The sequence below is a fragment of the Prochlorococcus sp. MIT2309 genome, from assembly GCF_059772305.1.
The window spans coordinates 468,763-488,466 of the sequence record NZ_CM186282.1; the positions used below are offsets into that span (position 1 = coordinate 468,763).

At 34.6% G+C, this 19,704-nt stretch carries 20 protein-coding genes; 12 read left to right on the top strand and 8 right to left on the bottom strand.

What is annotated here, in order from left to right; genetic code table 11:
- Positions 1–132: 132 nt before the first annotated feature.
- The 3 genes from AC6EJA_RS02660 (at position 133) to AC6EJA_RS02670 (ending at position 3,622) form a co-directional block, all read left to right on the top strand.
- On the top strand, positions 133–1,752 hold the full coding sequence (locus AC6EJA_RS02660; RefSeq protein ID WP_498503035.1) for a ferredoxin--nitrite reductase: 1,620 nt from the start codon (positions 133–135) through the stop codon (positions 1,750–1,752).
- Positions 1,753–2,001: 249 nt separating this feature from the next.
- Complete coding sequence (locus AC6EJA_RS02665) at positions 2,002–2,892, top strand: formate/nitrite transporter family protein (RefSeq protein WP_498503037.1); 891 nt, start codon at positions 2,002–2,004, stop codon at positions 2,890–2,892.
- Positions 2,893–2,902: 10 nt separating this feature from the next.
- Positions 2,903–3,622 carry a HEAT repeat domain-containing protein gene (locus AC6EJA_RS02670; RefSeq protein WP_498503039.1) on the top strand — a complete coding sequence of 240 codons (720 nt, stop codon included), beginning with the start codon at positions 2,903–2,905 and terminating at the stop codon, positions 3,620–3,622.
- A 222-nt stretch (positions 3,623–3,844) separates the two neighbouring features.
- On the opposite strand, the gene AC6EJA_RS02675 is transcribed toward AC6EJA_RS02670, so the two are convergent.
- The 5 genes from AC6EJA_RS02675 to AC6EJA_RS02695 all read right to left on the bottom strand — a co-directional run bounded on the left by AC6EJA_RS02675 (position 3,845) and on the right by AC6EJA_RS02695 (position 5,355).
- The gene (locus AC6EJA_RS02675; RefSeq protein WP_498503041.1) at positions 3,845–4,135 is read right to left on the bottom strand and encodes a hypothetical protein; all 291 of its coding nucleotides are present in this window, start codon (positions 4,133–4,135) and stop codon (positions 3,845–3,847) included.
- A 23-nt stretch (positions 4,136–4,158) separates the two neighbouring features.
- Positions 4,159–4,437, bottom strand: coding sequence for a DUF3764 family protein (locus AC6EJA_RS02680; protein WP_498503043.1), 279 nt, complete (start codon positions 4,435–4,437; stop codon positions 4,159–4,161).
- A 168-nt stretch (positions 4,438–4,605) separates the two neighbouring features.
- Positions 4,606–4,893, bottom strand: a complete 288-nt coding sequence (locus tag AC6EJA_RS02685; RefSeq protein ID WP_498503044.1) for a hypothetical protein — start codon at positions 4,891–4,893, stop codon at positions 4,606–4,608.
- Positions 4,894–5,017: 124 nt separating this feature from the next.
- Positions 5,018–5,161 carry a hypothetical protein gene (locus AC6EJA_RS02690; RefSeq protein WP_498503045.1) on the bottom strand — a complete coding sequence of 48 codons (144 nt, stop codon included), beginning with the start codon at positions 5,159–5,161 and terminating at the stop codon, positions 5,018–5,020.
- Positions 5,158–5,355, bottom strand: a complete 198-nt coding sequence (locus AC6EJA_RS02695) for a hypothetical protein (RefSeq protein WP_498503531.1) — start codon at positions 5,353–5,355, stop codon at positions 5,158–5,160. The genes AC6EJA_RS02690 and AC6EJA_RS02695 overlap by 4 nt, the downstream gene beginning before the upstream one ends.
- A 159-nt stretch (positions 5,356–5,514) precedes the next feature.
- On the opposite strand from AC6EJA_RS02695, the gene AC6EJA_RS02700 reads away from it, so the two are divergent.
- Positions 5,515–5,862 carry a hypothetical protein gene (locus AC6EJA_RS02700; protein WP_498503046.1) on the top strand — a complete coding sequence of 116 codons (348 nt, stop codon included), beginning with the start codon at positions 5,515–5,517 and terminating at the stop codon, positions 5,860–5,862.
- Positions 5,863–5,964: 102 nt separating this feature from the next.
- Positions 5,965–6,201: a hypothetical protein gene (locus AC6EJA_RS02705; RefSeq protein ID WP_498503047.1), complete on the top strand. Its 237-nt coding sequence runs from the start codon at positions 5,965–5,967 to the stop codon at positions 6,199–6,201.
- A gap of 809 nt (positions 6,202–7,010) precedes the next feature.
- Here the strand turns inward: AC6EJA_RS02705 and AC6EJA_RS02710 are convergent.
- A complete protein-coding gene (locus tag AC6EJA_RS02710) occupies positions 7,011–7,643 on the bottom strand; it encodes an outer membrane protein (RefSeq protein WP_498503048.1) in 633 nt (210 codons plus the stop codon).
- Between the two features lie 295 nt (positions 7,644–7,938).
- On the opposite strand from AC6EJA_RS02710, the gene AC6EJA_RS02715 reads away from it, so the two are divergent.
- Entirely contained in the window at positions 7,939–8,490 is a 552-nt protein-coding gene (locus tag AC6EJA_RS02715) for a hypothetical protein (protein WP_498503049.1), read from the top strand.
- Positions 8,491–8,796: 306 nt separating this feature from the next.
- Here the strand turns inward: AC6EJA_RS02715 and rpmJ are convergent, their stop codons facing one another.
- Entirely contained in the window at positions 8,797–8,913 is a 117-nt protein-coding gene (gene rpmJ / locus AC6EJA_RS02720) for a 50S ribosomal protein L36 (RefSeq protein ID WP_498503050.1), read from the bottom strand.
- Positions 8,914–9,017: 104 nt separating this feature from the next.
- Between rpmJ and AC6EJA_RS02725 the strand changes: the two genes are divergently transcribed.
- The 5 genes from AC6EJA_RS02725 to AC6EJA_RS02745 all read left to right on the top strand — a co-directional run bounded on the left by AC6EJA_RS02725 (position 9,018) and on the right by AC6EJA_RS02745 (position 15,301).
- Positions 9,018–9,224, top strand: a complete 207-nt coding sequence (locus AC6EJA_RS02725; protein ID WP_498503051.1) for a hypothetical protein — start codon at positions 9,018–9,020, stop codon at positions 9,222–9,224.
- Positions 9,225–9,359: 135 nt separating this feature from the next.
- Positions 9,360–9,917 (top strand): prepilin-type N-terminal cleavage/methylation domain-containing protein, encoded by a 558-nt coding sequence (locus AC6EJA_RS02730; protein WP_498503052.1) that lies wholly within the window; start codon positions 9,360–9,362, stop codon positions 9,915–9,917.
- Between the two features lie 535 nt (positions 9,918–10,452).
- A complete protein-coding gene (locus tag AC6EJA_RS02735) occupies positions 10,453–12,840 on the top strand; it encodes a reverse transcriptase family protein (RefSeq protein WP_498503053.1) in 2,388 nt (795 codons plus the stop codon).
- A 95-nt stretch (positions 12,841–12,935) separates the two neighbouring features.
- Positions 12,936–14,360, top strand: coding sequence for an AAA family ATPase (locus AC6EJA_RS02740; RefSeq protein WP_498503054.1), 1,425 nt, complete (start codon positions 12,936–12,938; stop codon positions 14,358–14,360).
- A 2-nt stretch (positions 14,361–14,362) separates the two neighbouring features.
- Complete coding sequence (locus AC6EJA_RS02745; protein WP_498503056.1) at positions 14,363–15,301, top strand: hypothetical protein; 939 nt, start codon at positions 14,363–14,365, stop codon at positions 15,299–15,301.
- Between the two features lie 92 nt (positions 15,302–15,393).
- Here the strand turns inward: AC6EJA_RS02745 and AC6EJA_RS02750 are convergent, their stop codons facing one another.
- The gene (locus AC6EJA_RS02750; RefSeq protein WP_498503057.1) at positions 15,394–19,215 is read right to left on the bottom strand and encodes a DEAD/DEAH box helicase; all 3,822 of its coding nucleotides are present in this window, start codon (positions 19,213–19,215) and stop codon (positions 15,394–15,396) included.
- A gap of 123 nt (positions 19,216–19,338) precedes the next feature.
- On the opposite strand from AC6EJA_RS02750, the gene AC6EJA_RS02755 reads away from it, so the two are divergent.
- Positions 19,339–19,701 carry a GIY-YIG nuclease family protein gene (locus AC6EJA_RS02755; protein ID WP_498503058.1) on the top strand — a complete coding sequence of 121 codons (363 nt, stop codon included), beginning with the start codon at positions 19,339–19,341 and terminating at the stop codon, positions 19,699–19,701.
- The last annotated feature ends 3 nt before the right edge of the window (positions 19,702–19,704 follow it).

Sequence of the window (19,704 nt, forward strand, 5' to 3'; positions counted from 1 at the left end):
AAATATTCGGAGAAATATTTAAAACTGTATTTTTGATTACAAAGCAGATACTAGCTATAAGATTGAATAATTATATAATTCATCAATGAATTAAAAAATAAAAACTTCTTATCTTATTAATAATCTACAGCTATGACTTCTACTAAGCCTTTACCATATTATCTAGAAGAAAAAAAATTAAATAAGATTGAAAAGAATAAGGCTCTAAAAGATGGATTAGAAGTTGGAAGTCAAATAGAAGAATTTGCACGAATTGGATGGGAAGAATTAGATAAGACAGATTTAGAACTTAGGCTTAAATGGTACGGAATGTTTTGGAGACCTAAAACGCCAGGAAAGTTTATGTTAAGATTAAGAATTCCAAATGGTATTCTTAATTCAAATCAACTAAGTATTATAGCTTCCATTGTCGCAAGATATGGCGAAGATGGTAGTTGTGATATAACTACAAGGCAGAATCTACAACTTCGGGGAATATTAATAAGTGATTTACCTGAAATACTTAAAAGGTTAAAAATTGCTGGTATAAATACAATTCAATCAGGATTTGATAATCCTAGAAATGTAACAGGAAATCCATTAGCAGGGGTAGACCCAGAAGAAATAATAGATACAAGAGAATATACATTGAAGCTTGATAAATTTCTAACTAATTCTGGTAATGGAAATCAAGAATTTTCCAATCTACCAAGGAAGTGGAATACAGCTGTAGCTGGTTCAAAAGATAATTTTCTTCTTCATAATGATCTTATTTTTCACCCTGTAATTGATAAAGGCCAATTAGGATTTAGTATATGGGTTGGCGGTATACTTTCTTCTGTTTTAAATGCTTACGCAATTCCACTAAATGTATGGATAAAGGAAGACCAAATTTTTAAAGTTACTCAATCTATAATAACTTTATGGAGAGATAATGGAGAAAGATCTTCAAGGCAAAAAGGTAGGTTTAGGCTTTATTTAAATAAGATTGGAGTTGATAAATTTCGTAATCTTTTAGAAGATAAATTAGGTAAATTAAAAGAAGATCCTGGCTCTAATTTTGCAACAAAGCCTAGAACGTTCTTTGGTATTAATCGTCAAAAGCAGAATGGAAAATATTATGCAGGACTTCATATTCCTGTTGGTCGACTTTCAGCATCTGATCTTCAAGATTTATCCGATATTTTAAAAAACTATGGTAATGGTGATGTTCGTCTAACAGAAGATCAAAATATAATAATTACTAATATTTCTGAGGAAAATTTATTTGATTTCAAAAAGGAGGCTTTTCTAGAAAGATTTAAATTGAAACCTAGTAACATTGCTGCTGGAACAGTATCATGTACAGGAAATAAATATTGTGGATTCGCCTTAGTTAATACAAAAGATCAAGCTTTAAAAATTTCAAAGGAATTAGAAAATGAATTAACACTTCCAAAGGAAATCAAAATTCATTGGACTGGTTGTCCAAATAGTTGTGGCCAGGCTTATATGGGTGCGATTGGATTAACTGGTAAAAAAGCTAAAAATGAAGAAGGAGAAACCGTTGAAGCGTTTGATATATCTATAGGAGGAGAACAAGGTCCAGTTAATAAAATAGGCAAATTAGAAAAGAAATCAGTTCCATCTGAGAAGTTAAAAGAGACTCTAAAGCAAATACTTATTACACGTTATTCAGCTGAATTAAAAACACAGTTAAAACCTCAAACTATTGATTTCTTTTCACGTTTTATGAATTGGTTTAGTGAACTTGGTGAAAGCAGTAATGGTTAAGTAATTGCTTTCACCTCATAATCATCATTCTTAACCTCATTAATTAATAAAATGGATTCTAAAACAAAAAGCAAAGATTATTTCTCTATCTTTGTAAATTGGTTTTCTTCACTTGGAAATGAAAAACCCTCAATAAATCAAATGAATGGAGGGCAGGATTTATTTTCTAAACTTATGAATCGCATAAGCGATTAAAAATATTAATTATTAAACAATCTACTCAAAAAAATGCAAGTAAACAATTCGCAAATGGATTATGTCCTTCCCAACGAATTAGTTGATGGAATGATTACAGCTGGTGGTAAAAAATCAAATGTAAGTGTAAAAAATTTATTAGTACGTGGATTCTATTCAGGAGCGATATTAGGATTAGCAACTTGTCTTGCAATTACTGTAGGCATTCAATCTGGAATGCCTTTTTTGGGATCAGTTATCTTTCCTTTTGGGTTCGCAAGTATAGTTCTTTTTGGTATGGAATTAGTCACAGGTAATTTTGCCTTGTTACCTATGGCAACTTGGGCTGGGAAAAGCACATGGCAGGCTACTTTTAGGAATTGGATGTGGGTATGGTTAGGCAATTTCCTTGGAACGGCTCTTGTTGCATGCTTATTATCTATTAGTCTTACCAGTGCTGGCACTGTAGAGCCATTAGCAGCTGCAGCAGGAGGTAAAGGCTGGGCTGTTGTAGCAGCAAAAATCATATCAATTAACAAATCTAATGTTCTTGTTAAATATCAAGCATTGGGAAGTACAGGATTCTTTTTAGCTTTTATACGTGGAGTTATTGCTAATTGGTTGGTTTGTTTAGGAGTAACAATGGCTCTAGTTAGTAAAAGTGTTCCTGGAAAAATTCTTGCATGTTGGCTACCTATTACTGCATTCCAAACCATGGGAATGGAACATATTGTTGTTAACATGTTCCTTCACACTGCTGGTCCTCTTTTAGGCTCTGGAGTTGGATTTAATCAAGTGTTATTTTGGAATTTTATTCCAGTAACAATGGGAAATATTGTTGGTGGAATGGTATTTATTGGAATGCTTTTCTATAGCACACATAGGACTAAAATGAGCAATGTACTCCCTAGTGTTCATGATGAGAAGTTAGAGAGAGAATTAGCCGCTGAATTGGGTGCACGTTGATTAATTATTTATGATTATCACCGAAACACAAATATGGGATAGGTTTAACAGTGTTAAACCTATTTCAATTGATGCCAAATGGTATGAGCAGGTTTATTCCTTAGAATTATCTAACCAATTACGTTTTACAATTGGGGAAAGACTAGGCTTATTAGCTGATAAAGGTTGGGAAGTAACAAAGTCTCTCATTAAAAAATATGGATTTCAGCCCGAACTAATACATGCCACGGGTTTATGCCATCAAAAAGAAGCATATGATTTTTTATTAAAACTTCTTAGAGAAGAAACAACACCTAAATTAAATATAGTAAAAGCTCTCTCCTGTTGGGGAGCATTGATTCCAACTAATGATCTAAAAAATATCCTCGAAGAGAAGTCTATTCATATTCGATTGGGAGGTCTAAATCTTCTTCGCTTTAAATCTCATTTACTTAATGCATCGGAAATTCTTGAGTTAGTTGAAGATTTGTTATTTGATTTTAGAGAGGAGGTAGTCATAGAGGTGATAAGAATACTTCAGCGCCGTGATGAAGAAAAAATTATTAATTGTATAAGTAAAGTTGCAATGAATGGGACAGATAAAACTGTAGAAACTGCTTTAATTGCTTTAGGAGCTATTGGCACTGACGAAAGTATCATTGCATTGTCTTCATTATCTCGAAATCTAACGAAGAGAACTCACAGACAAATGGCCTATAAGCAAATATCACATCAATACAAAAACTCTTGAAGTGGTTTAAGGGAAATAATTAAAATCCGTCTAGCAAGCGATGTATTTGAAACTCCCAACAATAAATCTCTGAATCAAACAAAGATAAGAGAATGGTTTAATCGAGAGTTGCCATCAAACTTAGACATAGTGTTGTCACGAAATGGAAAATAATTGAGATACAGAGAAATTCTCAAAGTCTTTGGTATTGGGATGACCTGCAACAGCTACTTAAACAAGAACCTATAAAAGTTCAGCACCATAAGCAACAATATCTCCAGAGACAGGATCAGTAACACCCAGTTCAGGCGAAATCTCCTTCATAAATCCTCTTACTTCATCCAAGTGTGCAATCATTTTTGGTCTTGCATTAACGAGTGCTTCTTTACTTTCCCAAAGTCCTACAAAGCAATAACTATCTTCTCCAGTTTGTGCAATATATCTGTCGGACAAACCTTCGCAAATGAATTTCCCATAGATTTCAAAATATTGATCTACGCACTCTGTCTTCAACTTGAAGCGAACAACGTTCATAAATTTGGGTGCTGTCATTTCTATTAACCTGCCAAGTAACTGGTAATAACGGTTGAATCATATATATGACCTGTAGCTTCAACAGCTTCTCTACTTGCAACAAAGAAAGCTTTTGCAATACCCTCTTCTGCCTGATGGATCACAATAACTGCTTCAGGATCATCTTTACTAACACCTCTGTATAAAGGTTTAATTGAGTTAGCCTCGTGCATAGTAACAACCTCTTTACTATCAAAACCCTTAGCCCAATCTTCAAACGGAACAGAAATCTTGAAAGTAAATACTGTTGTCTCCAGAGCCATCCAAAATAATTACAAGTGATCAGAGCATCGCACATATCTTCCAAATTTTCTTGGCGGAAGGATACCTTTTAAGGCTTCTCTGACAAATAGCTTTTTAAATTATGTGCAATAGAAAATAGGGAGCAAAATGCCCCCTATTAATCCTGTCCCATCTACTGACATTATTTACTAAGCAGTTACTTTCTCTTTAGCCCTCTTAACTGGAGCAAGAGCTTTCATCTCCTCTTGAAGTTCATGCTCACGTTCATCAAGCAACTTGACTCGAGCTTGATAGCTCTCGTCTAATCTCTTACGAGAAGTCTCGATATTTTCGAGTTCTTCTTCTCTTTGGTTACGCTTGATTTCTTCAAGCTGACTATCAGAGACAACATAAATAGTTCTGATAGGGGAGAAGAAAGAATCAGAGAAAACTGCGTCAAGTAAAGAAGAATACATTGAATTCATTTCTAGGAACATATCTACTTTGACTCGATTAATTGGAATTTAAAATGACGTAAACCGAAGAGTCAGATACGGTCTCTACGACTAAGATCGGTTGCTACTACTATTGATTTGGGTATACCGATAAATGATCTATGTATCAAGTTGAATGATCATTTAACTGTTCCCGTTTCATATCTTCTACGGCTTTTTTACCTTCTTTTAGTGTTCTAGAGATCCACCAAATAGATATCACTAAAATCAAAACAGCTAATAAAGCGATTGATAATTGAGATGGATTCATTTACCACCATTACATTGGATAATCGCTACGATTGCAGAATTATATTTCTGACCTAGCTTTTCCATACAATAAATTTCCGCTGTGGTTTTAATCGCTACTGGCACTTGAGTTAGAGCTAATAGCATCAGTGCAAAACCCGTTCCTGGCGCATGAATATTTAATTCAAAACCGCTCATCCATGTTCTTTTAGGCATGCGTATCAATCATTTACTCCTTTTTTTATAGCTATACCTGGGCGATAATTAATGCTTGTATTAATTTATACCTTTATCAAAATCAAAGTCATGAAAACAGGATGAATTAACTCAGCATTCGTTTTTTAAGTTAAAAATATCCTGAAAAATAAATTCTCAATGGCTTCTAACTTTTATATCGTTCATCACGAATTCAGAGCTGGTACTTCCTCTAAGTGGTGGCAAACTGCTTATGCAACAATGGCTCCTGGTGGAGGATGGGATGAAGCCGTAGAAGCCAACAAAGATAAAGGGTTTTACAACCATTCAGCTAATGCTGTTACTGCAAATGGTCCTATCTACTGTATTTGGGAAACAAAAGAAGGGATTTCTATTGAAGAATTCCAGGAATTCATTGACGGTCCTACAGGGCCTGGTTTTGGGCTGAATGCATTAATGAATATCTGCAAGCCAATAGACACATCATTAATGAACGGACAAACTCCATACCCAAGAGTTTTTTCCTAAACCTGTCAAAATACAAAAGTTTGATAGCCGATTGCTTTCGGAACAATTGGGGCTGAAATAGGTTAGTCCCTCTATAATGTTTAACTCAGTGAAGAAGAATTAATGATTCCAATTTTTTCAACTTCCATACAAGCAAACCTACTGATTTATGTAGGTGGTGGAGGTTTTGTTTTATTGGGAGCTTTTTACTTTGGTCGCCTTATTACATTCTTCTTCCCAAATAATCCTTTAATAAGAAAAGGGAAGCAGAAGGACGAGGAACTTACTCCCAAACAAAAAGAATTTGTCGAATTCCTAGAAAATGCCTCAAATCAACACAAGGAAAGGAACGATGGCTGACCTAAAATAAAATTCTGATTGAACAGTGCAAATATTCTTGCAAATTTATTAAATAAAGATTTAGGTTAACCTACTGCTAAAAGATCACAGCTTTAAACATTGTTTTAATACTTGAAAAAGAGCCAGTATGTTTTAAGACAAGACTTTTTTGGAGAACACGTTGCAGATTTGCTAATAATTAAGTTGTTATTTGTAGCCTACTTAAATTCACTTCTTCTAGTTTCTGCAGAAGGAGTTCATATACTGAAGCTATAATTTTATCGAGCTTATCTGATACTCAAGCGATAATTTGCTTCCAAATCATCAGTAACAACATCACAGAGAAAGAAAACAAAAAAGCTTTCAGAGAAATCAAAAGACCTTTGGAAAAGTCAGAAGGAAACAATCATGAGATTATTTCTTTTAATTAACTTAGATTGACTAGAAAGACCTATGTAATTGTTTTTAAAATACAAAAAAAAGAGAAGAAATCTAGCTCTTCACTTATTGCCTTGTTATTTGGACGGCCAGTAGGACTAGTTCAATTTTTAGAGGGTAATAAATGAAATGATGTTATGACTACTGTAGATCCAAAAATCAAATAGCTATTGCAGCAGGTGAACTATCTTAAGATAACTAATTAATTATTCAAAGTTGGGATATTGTTTAACAAAAAGGTTGGGATAACAACGCATAGCTGACTCTTAAATCATTTGCTATTAAAATAATTATCAACTAAACAAGAATGATTTATGCAGTAAAACTACAATAAAAAAAGTGACCTAGCTGTCCACTAGATCACTATAAAATTATCCTTAAAAATTAATTAATTAGAATCTGAAATTTAGTCCTGCATGAACTCCAAATGCAGTGATATCTGAATACTTAACAGTATTTACAGTAAAATCTGCAACTGATTGGAATTTACCCTCAAGAAAAACCTCTGTTTGTTCAGCCAACTTATATTTAGAGCCAAATTTTAATAGATAAGAGGTTGAGTCTGCCTCAGATCCACTATATGTCGTACCGCTAATAGTTATATTGCCTGTATCGATATTGGTAGTACCAATACCTGCTGAAATGTAAGGGGTAAATTTAGATTGCTGACTAGAAAAATCTTTATAAATATTGGCTGCAATTGTTGAAGCCACAACGTCACCAGAGGTAACGGCTGCGCCAGCAACTTTTTTAAAGTCCCCCTTAGATTGTGACCAAGTAATTTCAGTTCTAATATCATTTCCAAAATCATAACCAAATCCAGCTTCATATGATGCGCCCGAATCAAATTCTACAGCTACTGATGTTGATCCAGCTGTTGCTGTCACATCACTAATCCCTGTTGAGCCTCCTCCAATAGTGAAATACCAGCCCTTAGATTCAGATCCTTGAGCAAAACTTGCTGTCCCTAATGAGGTAGCAATTACTCCCAAGGTGAAAATTGATTGATTGATTGAAAGCTTCACTGATCAGAAATCTAGTTAAAATAGATTATCTATATAATTGAAAAATCATATCCCCGATGCACACTTGTGCCAGTATTGTTATCGACTACAGGCAAGTAATTCGTTGTGGTCACAGCACTCAGTGGGAATTATCAAGAGAAAAAAGGCTCAAAATAAATGTCTTTCTAGAAATCTTCATTGGAAGTTTTCATCTTTTAAACAAATACCTATAGCTATTTTAGCTAGAATGGATATACGTAATAACAAATTTATTGTTATTTGATTACAGTAGTTATACAACCTAAATGTTGATAAAATGAGCAAAGAAAAATCTCAGCTAAATATAAAAATTGACCCAGAGTTGCTTCTCACACTAAAGGCTGAAGCAATTAAGAATGGTCTGACATTGACAGAATTTGTGACAAGGAAACTAAAAGATATTAAATCAATATCTAACAATGATGTGCTTGAGCGAAGGCTCGAAAAAATTGAGCGACATCTTAATCTAAATAAAGGTTCGTCTCAAAAAACAAGAACTATTGGGGTGATTTTTACAGACGATGGAGCAAAAAATTACGGAGAAGTGGCTAGAAGATTATTTAGCCTTTCTTTAATAAAAAAAGGGCTTTCTATTGAAGATGGCTTGAAAGGATTAGCTGAGAAGCTTGTAAAATACCCAGAAAGCTCTCCTGAGCTAATCTTCCAGATTCTCTTGGGCAATCACGAATTAACAGGTTTAGAAATGACCAATGCCTATAGGAATGGGTCTTGTGCAATGAGAACAGCCTTAGCTGAATGGGCTAATGACCCTTTAGAAGATTTAAACGAAGCTTTCCTAAATGCCGTGATTACCAAAAGTCTCAAATAAAAAAATCGATTTATATTTACTTCTTTTGAGGCATTCGATTGAAGTTCACCAAGAAAGTTAAAAGGGCTAACAAGAAGAAGAGAATGCAGGCAATTCTTAGGTCTCAAAACCGAGAATAGCCTCTATGCATAACAGTTAAAAACTGAGATCCATTGCTATGACTGAAAAATTTAACCGGTAGCTAATGAAAACACTCATTTCAAGCTAGGACTCCGTTCTAGGCGAACAATAGAGATTTGCCAAAATTTACCCAAACTTTCTTTAATTTATTTATCTCTACTTTCGGTCGACAATTTAGGGTAAGAATCAACCCTGACGTTGCTTATTACGTGGTTTTTTTTTGTTAATGACGTACAACCTGCCTTTCCTTTTAACAATTTGGTCGTCTGGATCAATTTTTTTAACTGAGGATCTGACCTTCATGATGCTTGCTTGATAAAGGTATTTAAATCAATTATACATTAAGTGAGAACGATAATCATTTTACTTATAATTATTAAGATAATTCTGAGCAAGGCATTTAGTTGATGGAATGTAAATTCACCTGGTATGAATCAAACCAGCTTCAAGACTGGATTGTCAGCAAGAAGCCGAACTACCCAAATCTTGACGAATGTATTGTCTGGGTAAAAGAAAAATTGAAAAGGGAAGGATCAAACTATGAATTAACAAGAGAGGATCTTGAAGACATAGAAATCGCCCATGAATTTCAAACTAGTGATATGAATTTTTAAGGCATTTAACATTTGAGCGACCTAGTGCTCCCAAAGCATTAGATAAAAAAAAGAACATTATTTTTCACTCGCAACAATCCTTTTGCTTAATTTAAATATTTGTTTAAAATTATTATGAGTTGATTCGACTGCAATTTGAACGCAATTTTAGTAAAAAAATATTTTAATAATAATCAAGAGGGATTTACTCTTATTGAATTAATAGTCGTTGTTATAGTTATTGGTATTCTCTCAGCAATTGCAATACCTAGTTTTCAAAATGCTAGTGCCAAAGCGAGACAAAAAGAAGCCTCTATTTTAATATCTTCATACATGAAAGCTTCTCAAGCATTTTTAACAGAACATGGATATTTGCCAAAGACAGCTCAGGATATTTCAAACTATATAGAAGTAACTGCATGTTGTACTCAGATGGGATGTTCAAATAGAAATTCACCTCAATTCTGTAAAGCAAATCCTGCTGTAGTTGTTAATGGCGCAGAAACAAGCTGGAATACTCAAAGCGGTCTTTACGCAATACAAATGTATTTGAAATCAAATCAAAATCAACTTCAATGGACTGCCAATCCAACTATTTGGTTTCAAGGGACCGGCTATGGTGTCGGTGGTTGCGTTAGTGGGGTTACTGGTGCTACTAGAATTTCTGAGAATAAAGACAAACGTTTTCTCACAACTCCACCAAACTGTAATTAAATAGATATCTTATTTGACTACAATTCGATGTCACCTAAAGCTGATTGATTCTGGAAGTGCGTCATTAAGCATGTGACATTCAATCGAAGCTCACCATAGAAATTATCCATATTCAAAAGAGTCAACTACAACAAATGCCTTTAAGTTAGCAAGAGAGAGGTCAATGAAAAATTCAATAGGAACACAGATAAGATCACATCAATAGACATCAAAACTATCTAAATGCAATTCATTGCGACAAATCAAAAAGTTGAGTTTCTATTATAAATATTTTGACTAAATTTAAAAATAGCTGGTTATCTCTAGCAATTATGCTTCGGTGCTTCGCCGAAGTAGTAGTCAGGCCAAACAACCTTCATCTTCTGCATTCATACAAAGCGGCCTTAACTGTTTAAAGTCATAGCCGCTTCACTGAAACGACTGCAGGCAGTCCCTACGGCTAAAACTTTAAACAGTTAAGGCCGCTATGTATTCAGCATCGATACAGCGGGGATAGTAGAGATAACCAGCTTTCTCTGCCGAGAAAAAATATTAAATGACACAAATAAACTCAGCAAAAATTCAGTTTGCTGCTCACTTTATTGCAAATCAGCTTGATATTTATTTTCTTGAAAGTTCCCATGGAGATAATTCAAAACTATTCATAAAGGTTGTTTCTAAAAGAGTGACTCAAGATTCTGCTATCTATAAATGGATGAATGGAGAGGGGAGAATCTACCCAAGATGGGAAAGCAAACCTAATCCTTGGGAAATTCTTTCATATATAGGACCAGTTAAGAACCTACAGATAGATAGTCTTTATAACTTAATCATCGCAATATCAAACAAAACAGAAAAAGCCTCTCAAGTTATTCAAAAGATCTTGAATCTTTATAGCCTTTGTGATTTAAGTTTTAAAGAGAGATCAGCATTGCAATCAATACTTAATATATGCCTAGAGGAAGCACAATTAAATCATTTCACCGATGGAATAAACGTCCGAAGTTCAGAGAACATTTTAACCCTTGCCTCTGCTCAAAAGTTAGCTGACAAAGTACGAAATTCAGTTCAAACAACTAGTAATGATATAGAACTAATTAAAGTTCTCCTAACGAAGGCACCTCTTGAATTTGGCTTTTGGGGACCATTTAAAACACTTTTAAAATTCTTCCCACCAACAACTCTTCCTAAAGAATTTGGCAGGGCATTAGGGAGATTATCTCGAGAACATGGGATAAAAGAAAAGTATCTAATAGAAAATAAACAACCAAACATTCTTAAGAAGAATAGGGACATAATAAACAGAACCTCTAGTAGTTTCAATCCAACTGATTGGGGTTTCTGGTCACAAAAGTCACAAGTCAAAGATCAAGAAAAAAAAGAGATATCACCTTACGAAGATATTTCTTGGTTGAGGGAAATTATTGATATTCCAAGTCCACAGACTCTTTGCTATATCTGCAAAAGGATGCGTAGAGTTCTCCAAAAGGTAGGTAAAGACGATCCAAAAAATTATGCTCTCATTGCGTCTCATACTCTAATTGAATGGGACAGTACAATAAACCGAAGCTCTTTCATACCTGCTTTTATTTTAGGTGGCAGAAATAAAATCCTAAATAAAGGAAGTCGATCAGTAAAAACTCCTCTCAACCAAGAGAAACGATGTGATCCTTATCCTGAAGCATGGGATCAAAATATTGAATTAATCCGAGAAATACTTAATTCAATAAAGACTTCTCATGAAATTGTTACTTTTAGCATTCAGATCCTTCGTGAGAATGGCTCTCCATCTAAAGAAATTCAAGCTCATTCCAAACGTCATTATTTATTAGAGAAGAGAGCTGAAGAAGTTCGCCAAGGAACTAATGCTAAAGACAAAAAAACTATCATTTCTATTAATCCAACTTTCCTTGGCAAAACAGTTTCTAATCGTCTAAATTTTTCCGGAGATAAATCTCGTAAACTATCTAATTTAGAATTACCAGTTATCTCATCATTTGATGAACTAGCTTCTCTTCTTGAAATTAAAACCAAACAACTCAAATGGCTTACGTTCTCAAGAGAGAAAGTTACAACTGATCACTATACCCGATTTACAATTCCAAAACGAAACGGTGGAGAAAGATTCATCTCAAGTCCAAAGCCAGAATTAAGAAAAGCCCAAAAATGTGTACTCAATACAATCCTAAACAAAATACCAGTCAATCCTGTAGCAATGGCTTATCGCCCTAAACTATCAATTGTAGACAATGCACAGTTACACATAAAAAGCAAAATAGTTATTCGTTTAGATTTAAAAGATTTCTTTCCATCTATTACATTTCCGCGGATAAGAGGTTTTTACGAATCGATAGGTTATAGCCCTGGCATAGCAACAGTTCTAGCCCTCCTTTGCTCAGATACCAATAAAGAGGTCATTGAGGAGGGTACAACAAAATATTATTTATCAAAAGGAGAACGTAGTCTTCCACAGGGTGCTTGCACCTCGCCAGCCTTGGCAAACATCATTGCACGTAATCTTGATAATCGCCTCCATAAGTATGCCGAAAAAGCTGGATGGAAATATTCTCGGTACGCAGATGATCTGATTTTTTCAACGCAACAAGAGATAGGCTCTGCACACCTTTTAACTAGAGCTGTTAAAAAGATTATCGAAGACGAAGGTTTCAAGGTGAATACTAATAAAACCAGAATAATGCGTAGCCCAAGCAGACAGACGGTTACTGGGTTGCTCGTAAACAATGAGGTCCGCCTAAGCAAAAAAGACTTACGTCGCCTAAGAGCTTTCCTTCACAGATGTTCAAAGAAAGGGATCGAGGCCGTCTCACAAGACATAGGAAAAGATGCCAAATCAGTTGCCAAAGGGAATATTGCTTATGTTCAGATGGTTTCACCATCAATAGCTGAGAAAATTCTTAAAAAGAACCAATGGATCAATAACTGAAAAATGATAAAGAAAAAAGGCCTAGGGGAAGAATGATCAGGCATAATAATTACGAAAGATACATGCCTTCATGACAGGGGTATAAACGTTTTTTGATGACAAGTTCTACTGCAAAAAAAGATGCTCTAAATCAGATAACCCGTCAATGTGAGAATTGGGAAAAAGATAAGGATTTATTTATTAAAGCCAATGAAGCACAATCTGAGCTTTTAGCTCTTAATCTTTTAACGGTTTTGGGAATAGGCCAAGAGAAAATTTTTCCACAATATAAATGCTCTAGAACTTCCAAAGTTGATTTAGCAGCAAGATTTAAAGCATTAGAAGGATCATCTAAATTCTCAAAACCAGATTTAATTATCGAAATAAAGAAGCCTTCCGTAATTTTCGCGCAAGGAGAAAAAAGATATGCATTAACAGTTTCACAACTTCAAACTTACCTCGCTGCAGAGAAATGCAAATCAGTGAAATATGGGATTATTTTTAATGGATGCCAAGTTCAACTTTTTAGGAAACATGGAATGCTTTCCTACCCCATAAGCTCAGTATTGTCTCTGGATAAAAAGAATATAAATGGAACGATAAGCTACCTTAAAAAAAGCATAAAACAAGACGAAGAGATACGCGGGTCAATTATTACTGTTTGGAATAATAAAGGTGGTGTTGGTAAAACAACTATTGCCCAAGGGCTTGCAATCTTATTAAGTGAAAAAATAATTTATGGACAAAAAGAGAAGAATCGTATTTTACTAATTGATTATGACCACAACCAAGGAGACTTAACGGCAAATTGCAAAATGGAAAGAAGTGACGGAGAGACAAAAAGACTTTTAGAAGACGAGTTTCTAGGCAAGTTGTCTAAGGAAAGCATTATCAACTCACTTCCTACCTTTACAAACATTCCAGAAAGAGGCGCGAGGCCTCGTTTTCCTTTTGAAATAAAGATACTTAGAGCAGATTCAAAATTAAGTGAGGAAGGTCCTGACTATATCAAGAATTTTGCTGCGGAAGACAGATTGCCTCTTAGAAAACTATGTCTACAATTATCAGAATTATTTGACTACATCATTATTGATGCACCTCCAAATTATGAGCAAAGTATATTTTCAAAAGAAGCTGTAAGTGCCGCAGATTGCATCCTTCCAATTGCCTTATTCCAAAATAATAATTCAATAAGAAATTATGCTAAAGCTGTGATTGAACATATAAAGCCTGCGCAAGAAAAACGCAATGATGGAGGACCGTTCAGCTTAGGGATTTGGTTCAATAGATGGAGAACGACCTGGACTCCAATTCCAACTAGCGACTCAGTAAAAAGACAAATTGAAAATACTGAAAAAGAAGAAGATCAAATAGAACTTAAACGTATATTTTATAAACCAAATACACATCTTTTAAGAAAACTAGATGAGAATGCTGATATAGCTAGATCAATTATGGATGCAAAAGGCCTACCAGGTGTTGTTCGTTATTTGAAAGCAAGAAATGCTTTTGATTCTTTAGTTAAAGAGTTCTCTGATTAATCATGAACCAGTCTTCAATTGATCTAATACGCATTCCAATAAAGGATATTTTCACAGATAATGATCCTGATGTAGACGTAATCAAAGTTCTTGGTCTTGCCCAAAAATACTTGGAGAGCAAGGATTCTCTAAATTCGATTCCTATTACAGTTATTCAAGAAAGAGGTTCTAATTATCGCCTTATCAAAGGACATGAAATGTTTCATGCACTTGTTCAAGCAGGAAAAGACTGGGTAATAGCACTAAGAATCAAAGAAGACACAGGATCTAATGAGCGATGGAAATATGAGCTCGACCTATCAACAATTCAACTCAATATTTGCAGCTTAGATGCCAATGAATTTGAGCGAACCATGGATTACTTTCAGACAACGATTAAAAGTTTTTCAAAATTAAAAGTAAATAAATTAGTTTCAGATTTCGCAAATGATCCAACAAGGAAATACTGGTCAACGCTTGAGATTCTTTTTGAATCAAAAAGTGGAATTACAAAATCTAATTTGCCTTTACTAGAAAAGTATCTTTATGCCTCTCCTGATCTATCGGAATTAAAACCCATAAAACCTATAAACATTAATCGCTCATCAGAAGACGATATTTTAGATCAACTACAACGACTAAAGATTGAACCGAATACTGCAAAACTAAGGAAAATAGATTCTGTAGCAACAGCTAGAAAAATTGTTGCAGATGATGATCGAATTTATTGGTCTTTAAGCAAACATCTAATAAAAGCAAAAACTGGAATCACCACTGCATTATGGCCACTTATCAAAGAAGGATTTTTCTTTGAACCAGCTCCTACTCCTATCCCTAATAGATCCAAGTTTTTACTAAGCCAACTAACCGCTGCAAAATTAAAAATAGAAGCAAAATCACGAAATCTGGATCCCACAGGTCTTCTCAAGACTGACCTGGTAAAACTTTTAAGCTCTAAATAAGTTATTTGGCTTCTTAGAGGTGAAACCTAGACACCAATGAACCTTAGGAAATCTAACGAAATCTCAAATAAACATCTAATTCAACACAATGTTTAACTTGATGAACTTTTTTCTTCAAGTCTTTTTAGCCATTTCAACCAATACCTACTTGCTTCTTGAGGAGTAATCATTGATGCTGCATCAGGCATCTCTCCATCGACAGCAGCTTTAGCAATATCTTTCTTTGATCTGATTCTATCAAGCTTTGATTGACACCAACTCCATTGCTCACCATTCGGCAAATGGATATTTGTTATCGGTAAAAATACATCAACCGATTCAAATTCGGTTCCATCCCGATCCAGTCTTCCAACCGCTTGCTCATATTCAGTAGAAGTCCAAGGAAGCTGAAAGAAAATAGCCCTATTACATACTGATTGAAGCCCATCAACGCCTGTTCCAGCGCATTGAATAGAAGCAACTAAGACTTCTGTATTACCATTGATAAACTCATCAAGGGAATCATTAAAACCAGCCTCTTTAGCCTCTTTTTCACCGCCAGTGTAAACAGAATAGCTAAAGCGATTCCTTTGAAGAAAATCACAAATTGGTACTAATGTGTTTTGAATCAAAGTAATAAAAATCACAGTTTTTTTATTCCTTTCTAAGCATTCATTAAGAGAGTCAATCTTTGGTTTAACTAAAAGTTTTTCAACTTCGTGATACTTGCCTTTACGAGTTGCAAGAATAATTTCAGGAAGAAGAGGCGTGGCATCAATATCTTTTAAAACAGTTTTAGTTCTAGGAAGTTGTCCAGGATTCATCCGAATGCCATTCACAATAAAATGCTGATAGAGATTCATACATGAATTCAAATCAACGTCTTCGGTTACATCATCAATTTGTTCCTGAGTAATTAGTTCAATTAGAGACCGACCCTCATAAAGATTATTGATCACGGGTGTAGCGGAGAGACCCAAGACATGAACATTAGGATTAATATTTGAAGTAATTCGAATAAATTCATTCAATAATTTTCTACGCTGGCTACTTGTATCACTTGTTCTTTTCTTTGCCTGATGTATCTCGTCAATAACAATTAAATCTGACTGATAATCAATGCAAAACCGAAGCAAATTCTCAGCAAAACGATCTTGAAACCTCTCGTGGTTAACAATGACCACATGTGTTCTTCCATCGAGTTCAGGAAGAATCCATTGTTCTGGTCTCTCATGAACCACAGCATTAGGGAAAGCAGAACTAAATGTTCGTTGCCAACTACTAATAACCCCATTAGGACAAGTAATAAAAATACGTTTACATGAGCACACTTGGGCAGCAAAAATAGCTGAAAGAGTCTTTCCTGTACCTGTTCCACTCAAGTTGAGTAGTCGTTTGTCTCTTAAGAGACGATAGGCAACAAGTCTTTGCATTAACTTAGGATCACGCCGACGACCGCGAAGATCACGGAATTGGTAGTCAGAAGGTATTTGTATTTCCTTGGCACCATTAAATTCATCTAAGAATGAATCTCTAACTTCTTGACTGTAAGTATCTTTGTCTAATTGGCCTGAATTTAATTGATGAATTAATGAGGCCTCATCAGCGAAGCATGCATCCCAAAGTTTTGCTGTCGCTTTAGCCTTTAAGAATTCAATATGGTCGACATCTGTTCCACAGTTTTCAATAACACCAGCGGCCTTATCTAAAGCTTTTAATGTCTTAATAGGATCAAGGCTTGGAAGATCATCCTTCGTAATATCATCAATTTGTAATAACTCTGTCGCTCCGAAATCTTCTCTAAGCGCTTTTGAACGTCGTTCGAGTAATAGCGATTCTTTTTCTTCTTTTGTTCTTTCTTGCTTAACCTCTCCTCCAAGGTCTAAAAGTTCTTTTATTGATGGAACCTCTAAATTGTTAGACCAATCTTCTAGATCTTGCTTATCAACCATTCCAGATTGAATTGCATCAATTAACACATCAAATGTTCGACTAAATTTTTCTTGTTCTTTTCGACTAATTCCTTGTGCTTGAAAAAGCACATAAAGTTCGGAAGGACTTAAAACACCTAAATGATCACCTAGGTCTCTTACGAAAGCTTTTATAAGTCCAATAGAAACAGCCTTTTGCGAGACACCAGTTTGAAATTTTTTATCAAATCTTTTAGCAACTTCCATCCAATGTAAATTGCCCATCTTCGTCAAGGCAGCAATGGCAGAGTTCGGCTTCTTATCCCTATAAGTCGATTCAGTCTGAGCTTCGAAAAATTCCAATATTTGTCCATAATTCGGCATTAAATCAATATCCTGTCGATGAAATTTGTTTGTATCGTTTAGTAATTCCTCTAATTTCTGATCTGTCCAATAACGCCTGCCGCCACTATCACCAACCAATTGCCCCTGATAAATTAGACCAAGTTTTTTTGCAACTTTGCTTTGTCCTCCTAATCTTGTTACCACACCTGCAACTCGACGTGGCAATGAAGTCTGCTTAGGCATTAAATCTGGAGAGCCTAAAGAAATTGCGTGTCGAGAGATGAACTCTTTTAAATGTTTAAAATTTTGCCAATACCGATTTCCTACAAATTGATTACTCGTACAAATAAATTCATAATGATAATCAAACTCTTTTTCGGGAATTGAGATAGAAAATTTTTCATACAGTTCTATTCTTTCTATTAGATTTTTGGATACAACTTCGTTCCAAATTTTAATATCCGATTCTTTTATCTCATCTTCGTCCGTTTGAACAGGTAATCTTCCATATTTATCTAGCCAAAGATTGATTTTCGATTTAATGAAACTATCCTGATTGTTTTTTATATCCTGAGCCAATTGATCTCTAATCTCTACTGGAGTAAGTCCAATTAAGTTTGAGAGTCTTTTTATAATTTGCCTGACTCTTTCACGGCTTAATTCATAATCAGTCCCTATTGATGACAATGTCCTTCCCGAACAAAATAATAAAAGAAAAATCCATTGATTTCCTGACAAAGATGTAAGGCTATAATTTAACTTATTAACCCAACCTTTTGCAGAATCAATATCATCATGAGATGCCAATTTTGTAAATAATATAGGTTTTATATATTCAAAAGAATCAATTATCAATCTCTTATCTGTTATATCTCTAGATGATAATAAAATATTTATATCTAATAAAATATTCTTAAATAAAGAAGCTAATGATCTTCCCTGATCATTCAGATCAAGAGCCTCGGAGTAACTAAGAAACTTTTCGAAAGCAGAGTCAAATTCTATTTCTCCTTTATTTAATTGATTTACTATTTGTTTAATTACTTCCCAGAAAGATTCATTATCAATAATTGACTCTTCAACTAATACCTTCTCATCTGTTTCTGTCTTAGTAGGTAAATCAAAGGTTTCATCTACACTTTCATCTATTTGAATCCTTGGAGGTTCAATAGGTTTCTCCGCCTCTGGAGCACTAGCTTGAAATGAATCAACACCTAACTCTGCTCGTTCTGGGTTAACGAAAACGCTCAAATATGAAAAAGCTCTAATTGCTTGAATATTGTCAGTTTTAGTGACTCTTCCTCTTTGTATAATCAGCGCTAAATCTATTAAAGCTGAAGGTTCCTTGCAAATTAGATATAGCCATTCAATTAATTCTTCTTGGAAAGTTTTGTCTAACGATCTCAATGTTTCTTCTAATTGTTCTTGCTGAACAAATAAATCTTTTGGAAGGTTTTCTTTTTCCCATGCTTCCAAAAAAATTGCACATGCTTTTCCCATTGGAGTTAATGACTTTCTATTTTCTTTCTCTTCGCTAGATGACTGTTGGGGGACTAATTCCGAATTATCTTCTGCAATAGCTTTTTGAGATTCACCTTCGCTTTTAATTTCCTCTCTAGCAGGTGTTTCAAAAAGCCACCTGACTATCTTCTTTACCCATTCTCGTCTTTTACTTGGCATATCGTAGATAGCAGCCTCTTATGAGCTTGGCAGACAAATCTTATATATAGGTTTTAGCTGGGATTGAATAAAAGTAGTTAAAATAGATGTAATAGAATGTATTTGATCTGGCGCTCTTATGAAATGCCTGACAATCGTCAATGTGCTCTCTACATAGTTCAGGACACCCAAAGTGGCGATGTGAAAATTGGGATAAGCAATAATCCAAAAGAAAGAAAAAAGGAAATCCAAGCTACTTACAATGTTGATCAAGTCAGAGGCATTTCTATTACGTGGTTCCTAACAAGAAAAGAAGCCTTACTTTGGGAAAGTAAATTTCACAAGAAATTCAAACTCAAGCATTCACCTGAGAGAGGAGGTAAAGAATGGTTCAGTCTCTCAGGATACGAAGTTAAATCTTTTATCGAATGGATGAAACAAAGCACTCAAGACAGAGAGAAAAAAATCAAAGTATTAAAAGATCTAATTCATAAGAAACAAGCCTAAAGA

What these genes read in the sequence shown, in the direction of transcription:
- AC6EJA_RS02660 (WP_498503035.1), top strand. Translation starts at nt 133, where the DNA reads ATGACTTCTACTAAGCCTTTACCATATTATCTAGAAGAAAAAAAATTA.
- AC6EJA_RS02665 (WP_498503037.1), top strand. Translation starts at nt 2,002, where the DNA reads ATGGATTATGTCCTTCCCAACGAATTAGTTGATGGAATGATTACAGCT.
- AC6EJA_RS02670 (WP_498503039.1), top strand. Translation starts at nt 2,903, where the DNA reads ATGATTATCACCGAAACACAAATATGGGATAGGTTTAACAGTGTTAAA.
- AC6EJA_RS02675 (WP_498503041.1), bottom strand. Translation starts at nt 4,135, where the DNA reads ATGAACGTTGTTCGCTTCAAGTTGAAGACAGAGTGCGTAGATCAATAT.
- AC6EJA_RS02680 (WP_498503043.1), bottom strand. Translation starts at nt 4,437, where the DNA reads ATGGCTCTGGAGACAACAGTATTTACTTTCAAGATTTCTGTTCCGTTT.
- AC6EJA_RS02685 (WP_498503044.1), bottom strand. Translation starts at nt 4,893, where the DNA reads ATGTTCCTAGAAATGAATTCAATGTATTCTTCTTTACTTGACGCAGTT.
- AC6EJA_RS02690 (WP_498503045.1), bottom strand. Translation starts at nt 5,161, where the DNA reads ATGAATCCATCTCAATTATCAATCGCTTTATTAGCTGTTTTGATTTTA.
- AC6EJA_RS02695 (WP_498503531.1), bottom strand. Translation starts at nt 5,355, where the DNA reads ATGCCTAAAAGAACATGGATGAGCGGTTTTGAATTAAATATTCATGCG.
- AC6EJA_RS02700 (WP_498503046.1), top strand. Translation starts at nt 5,515, where the DNA reads ATGGCTTCTAACTTTTATATCGTTCATCACGAATTCAGAGCTGGTACT.
- AC6EJA_RS02705 (WP_498503047.1), top strand. Translation starts at nt 5,965, where the DNA reads ATGATTCCAATTTTTTCAACTTCCATACAAGCAAACCTACTGATTTAT.
- AC6EJA_RS02715 (WP_498503049.1), top strand. Translation starts at nt 7,939, where the DNA reads ATGAGCAAAGAAAAATCTCAGCTAAATATAAAAATTGACCCAGAGTTG.
- rpmJ (WP_498503050.1), bottom strand. Translation starts at nt 8,913, where the DNA reads ATGAAGGTCAGATCCTCAGTTAAAAAAATTGATCCAGACGACCAAATT.
- AC6EJA_RS02725 (WP_498503051.1), top strand. Translation starts at nt 9,018, where the DNA reads ATGGAATGTAAATTCACCTGGTATGAATCAAACCAGCTTCAAGACTGG.
- AC6EJA_RS02735 (WP_498503053.1), top strand. Translation starts at nt 10,453, where the DNA reads ATGACACAAATAAACTCAGCAAAAATTCAGTTTGCTGCTCACTTTATT.
- AC6EJA_RS02740 (WP_498503054.1), top strand. Translation starts at nt 12,936, where the DNA reads ATGACAAGTTCTACTGCAAAAAAAGATGCTCTAAATCAGATAACCCGT.
- AC6EJA_RS02745 (WP_498503056.1), top strand. Translation starts at nt 14,363, where the DNA reads ATGAACCAGTCTTCAATTGATCTAATACGCATTCCAATAAAGGATATT.
- AC6EJA_RS02750 (WP_498503057.1), bottom strand. Translation starts at nt 19,215, where the DNA reads ATGCCAAGTAAAAGACGAGAATGGGTAAAGAAGATAGTCAGGTGGCTT.
- AC6EJA_RS02755 (WP_498503058.1), top strand. Translation starts at nt 19,339, where the DNA reads ATGCCTGACAATCGTCAATGTGCTCTCTACATAGTTCAGGACACCCAA.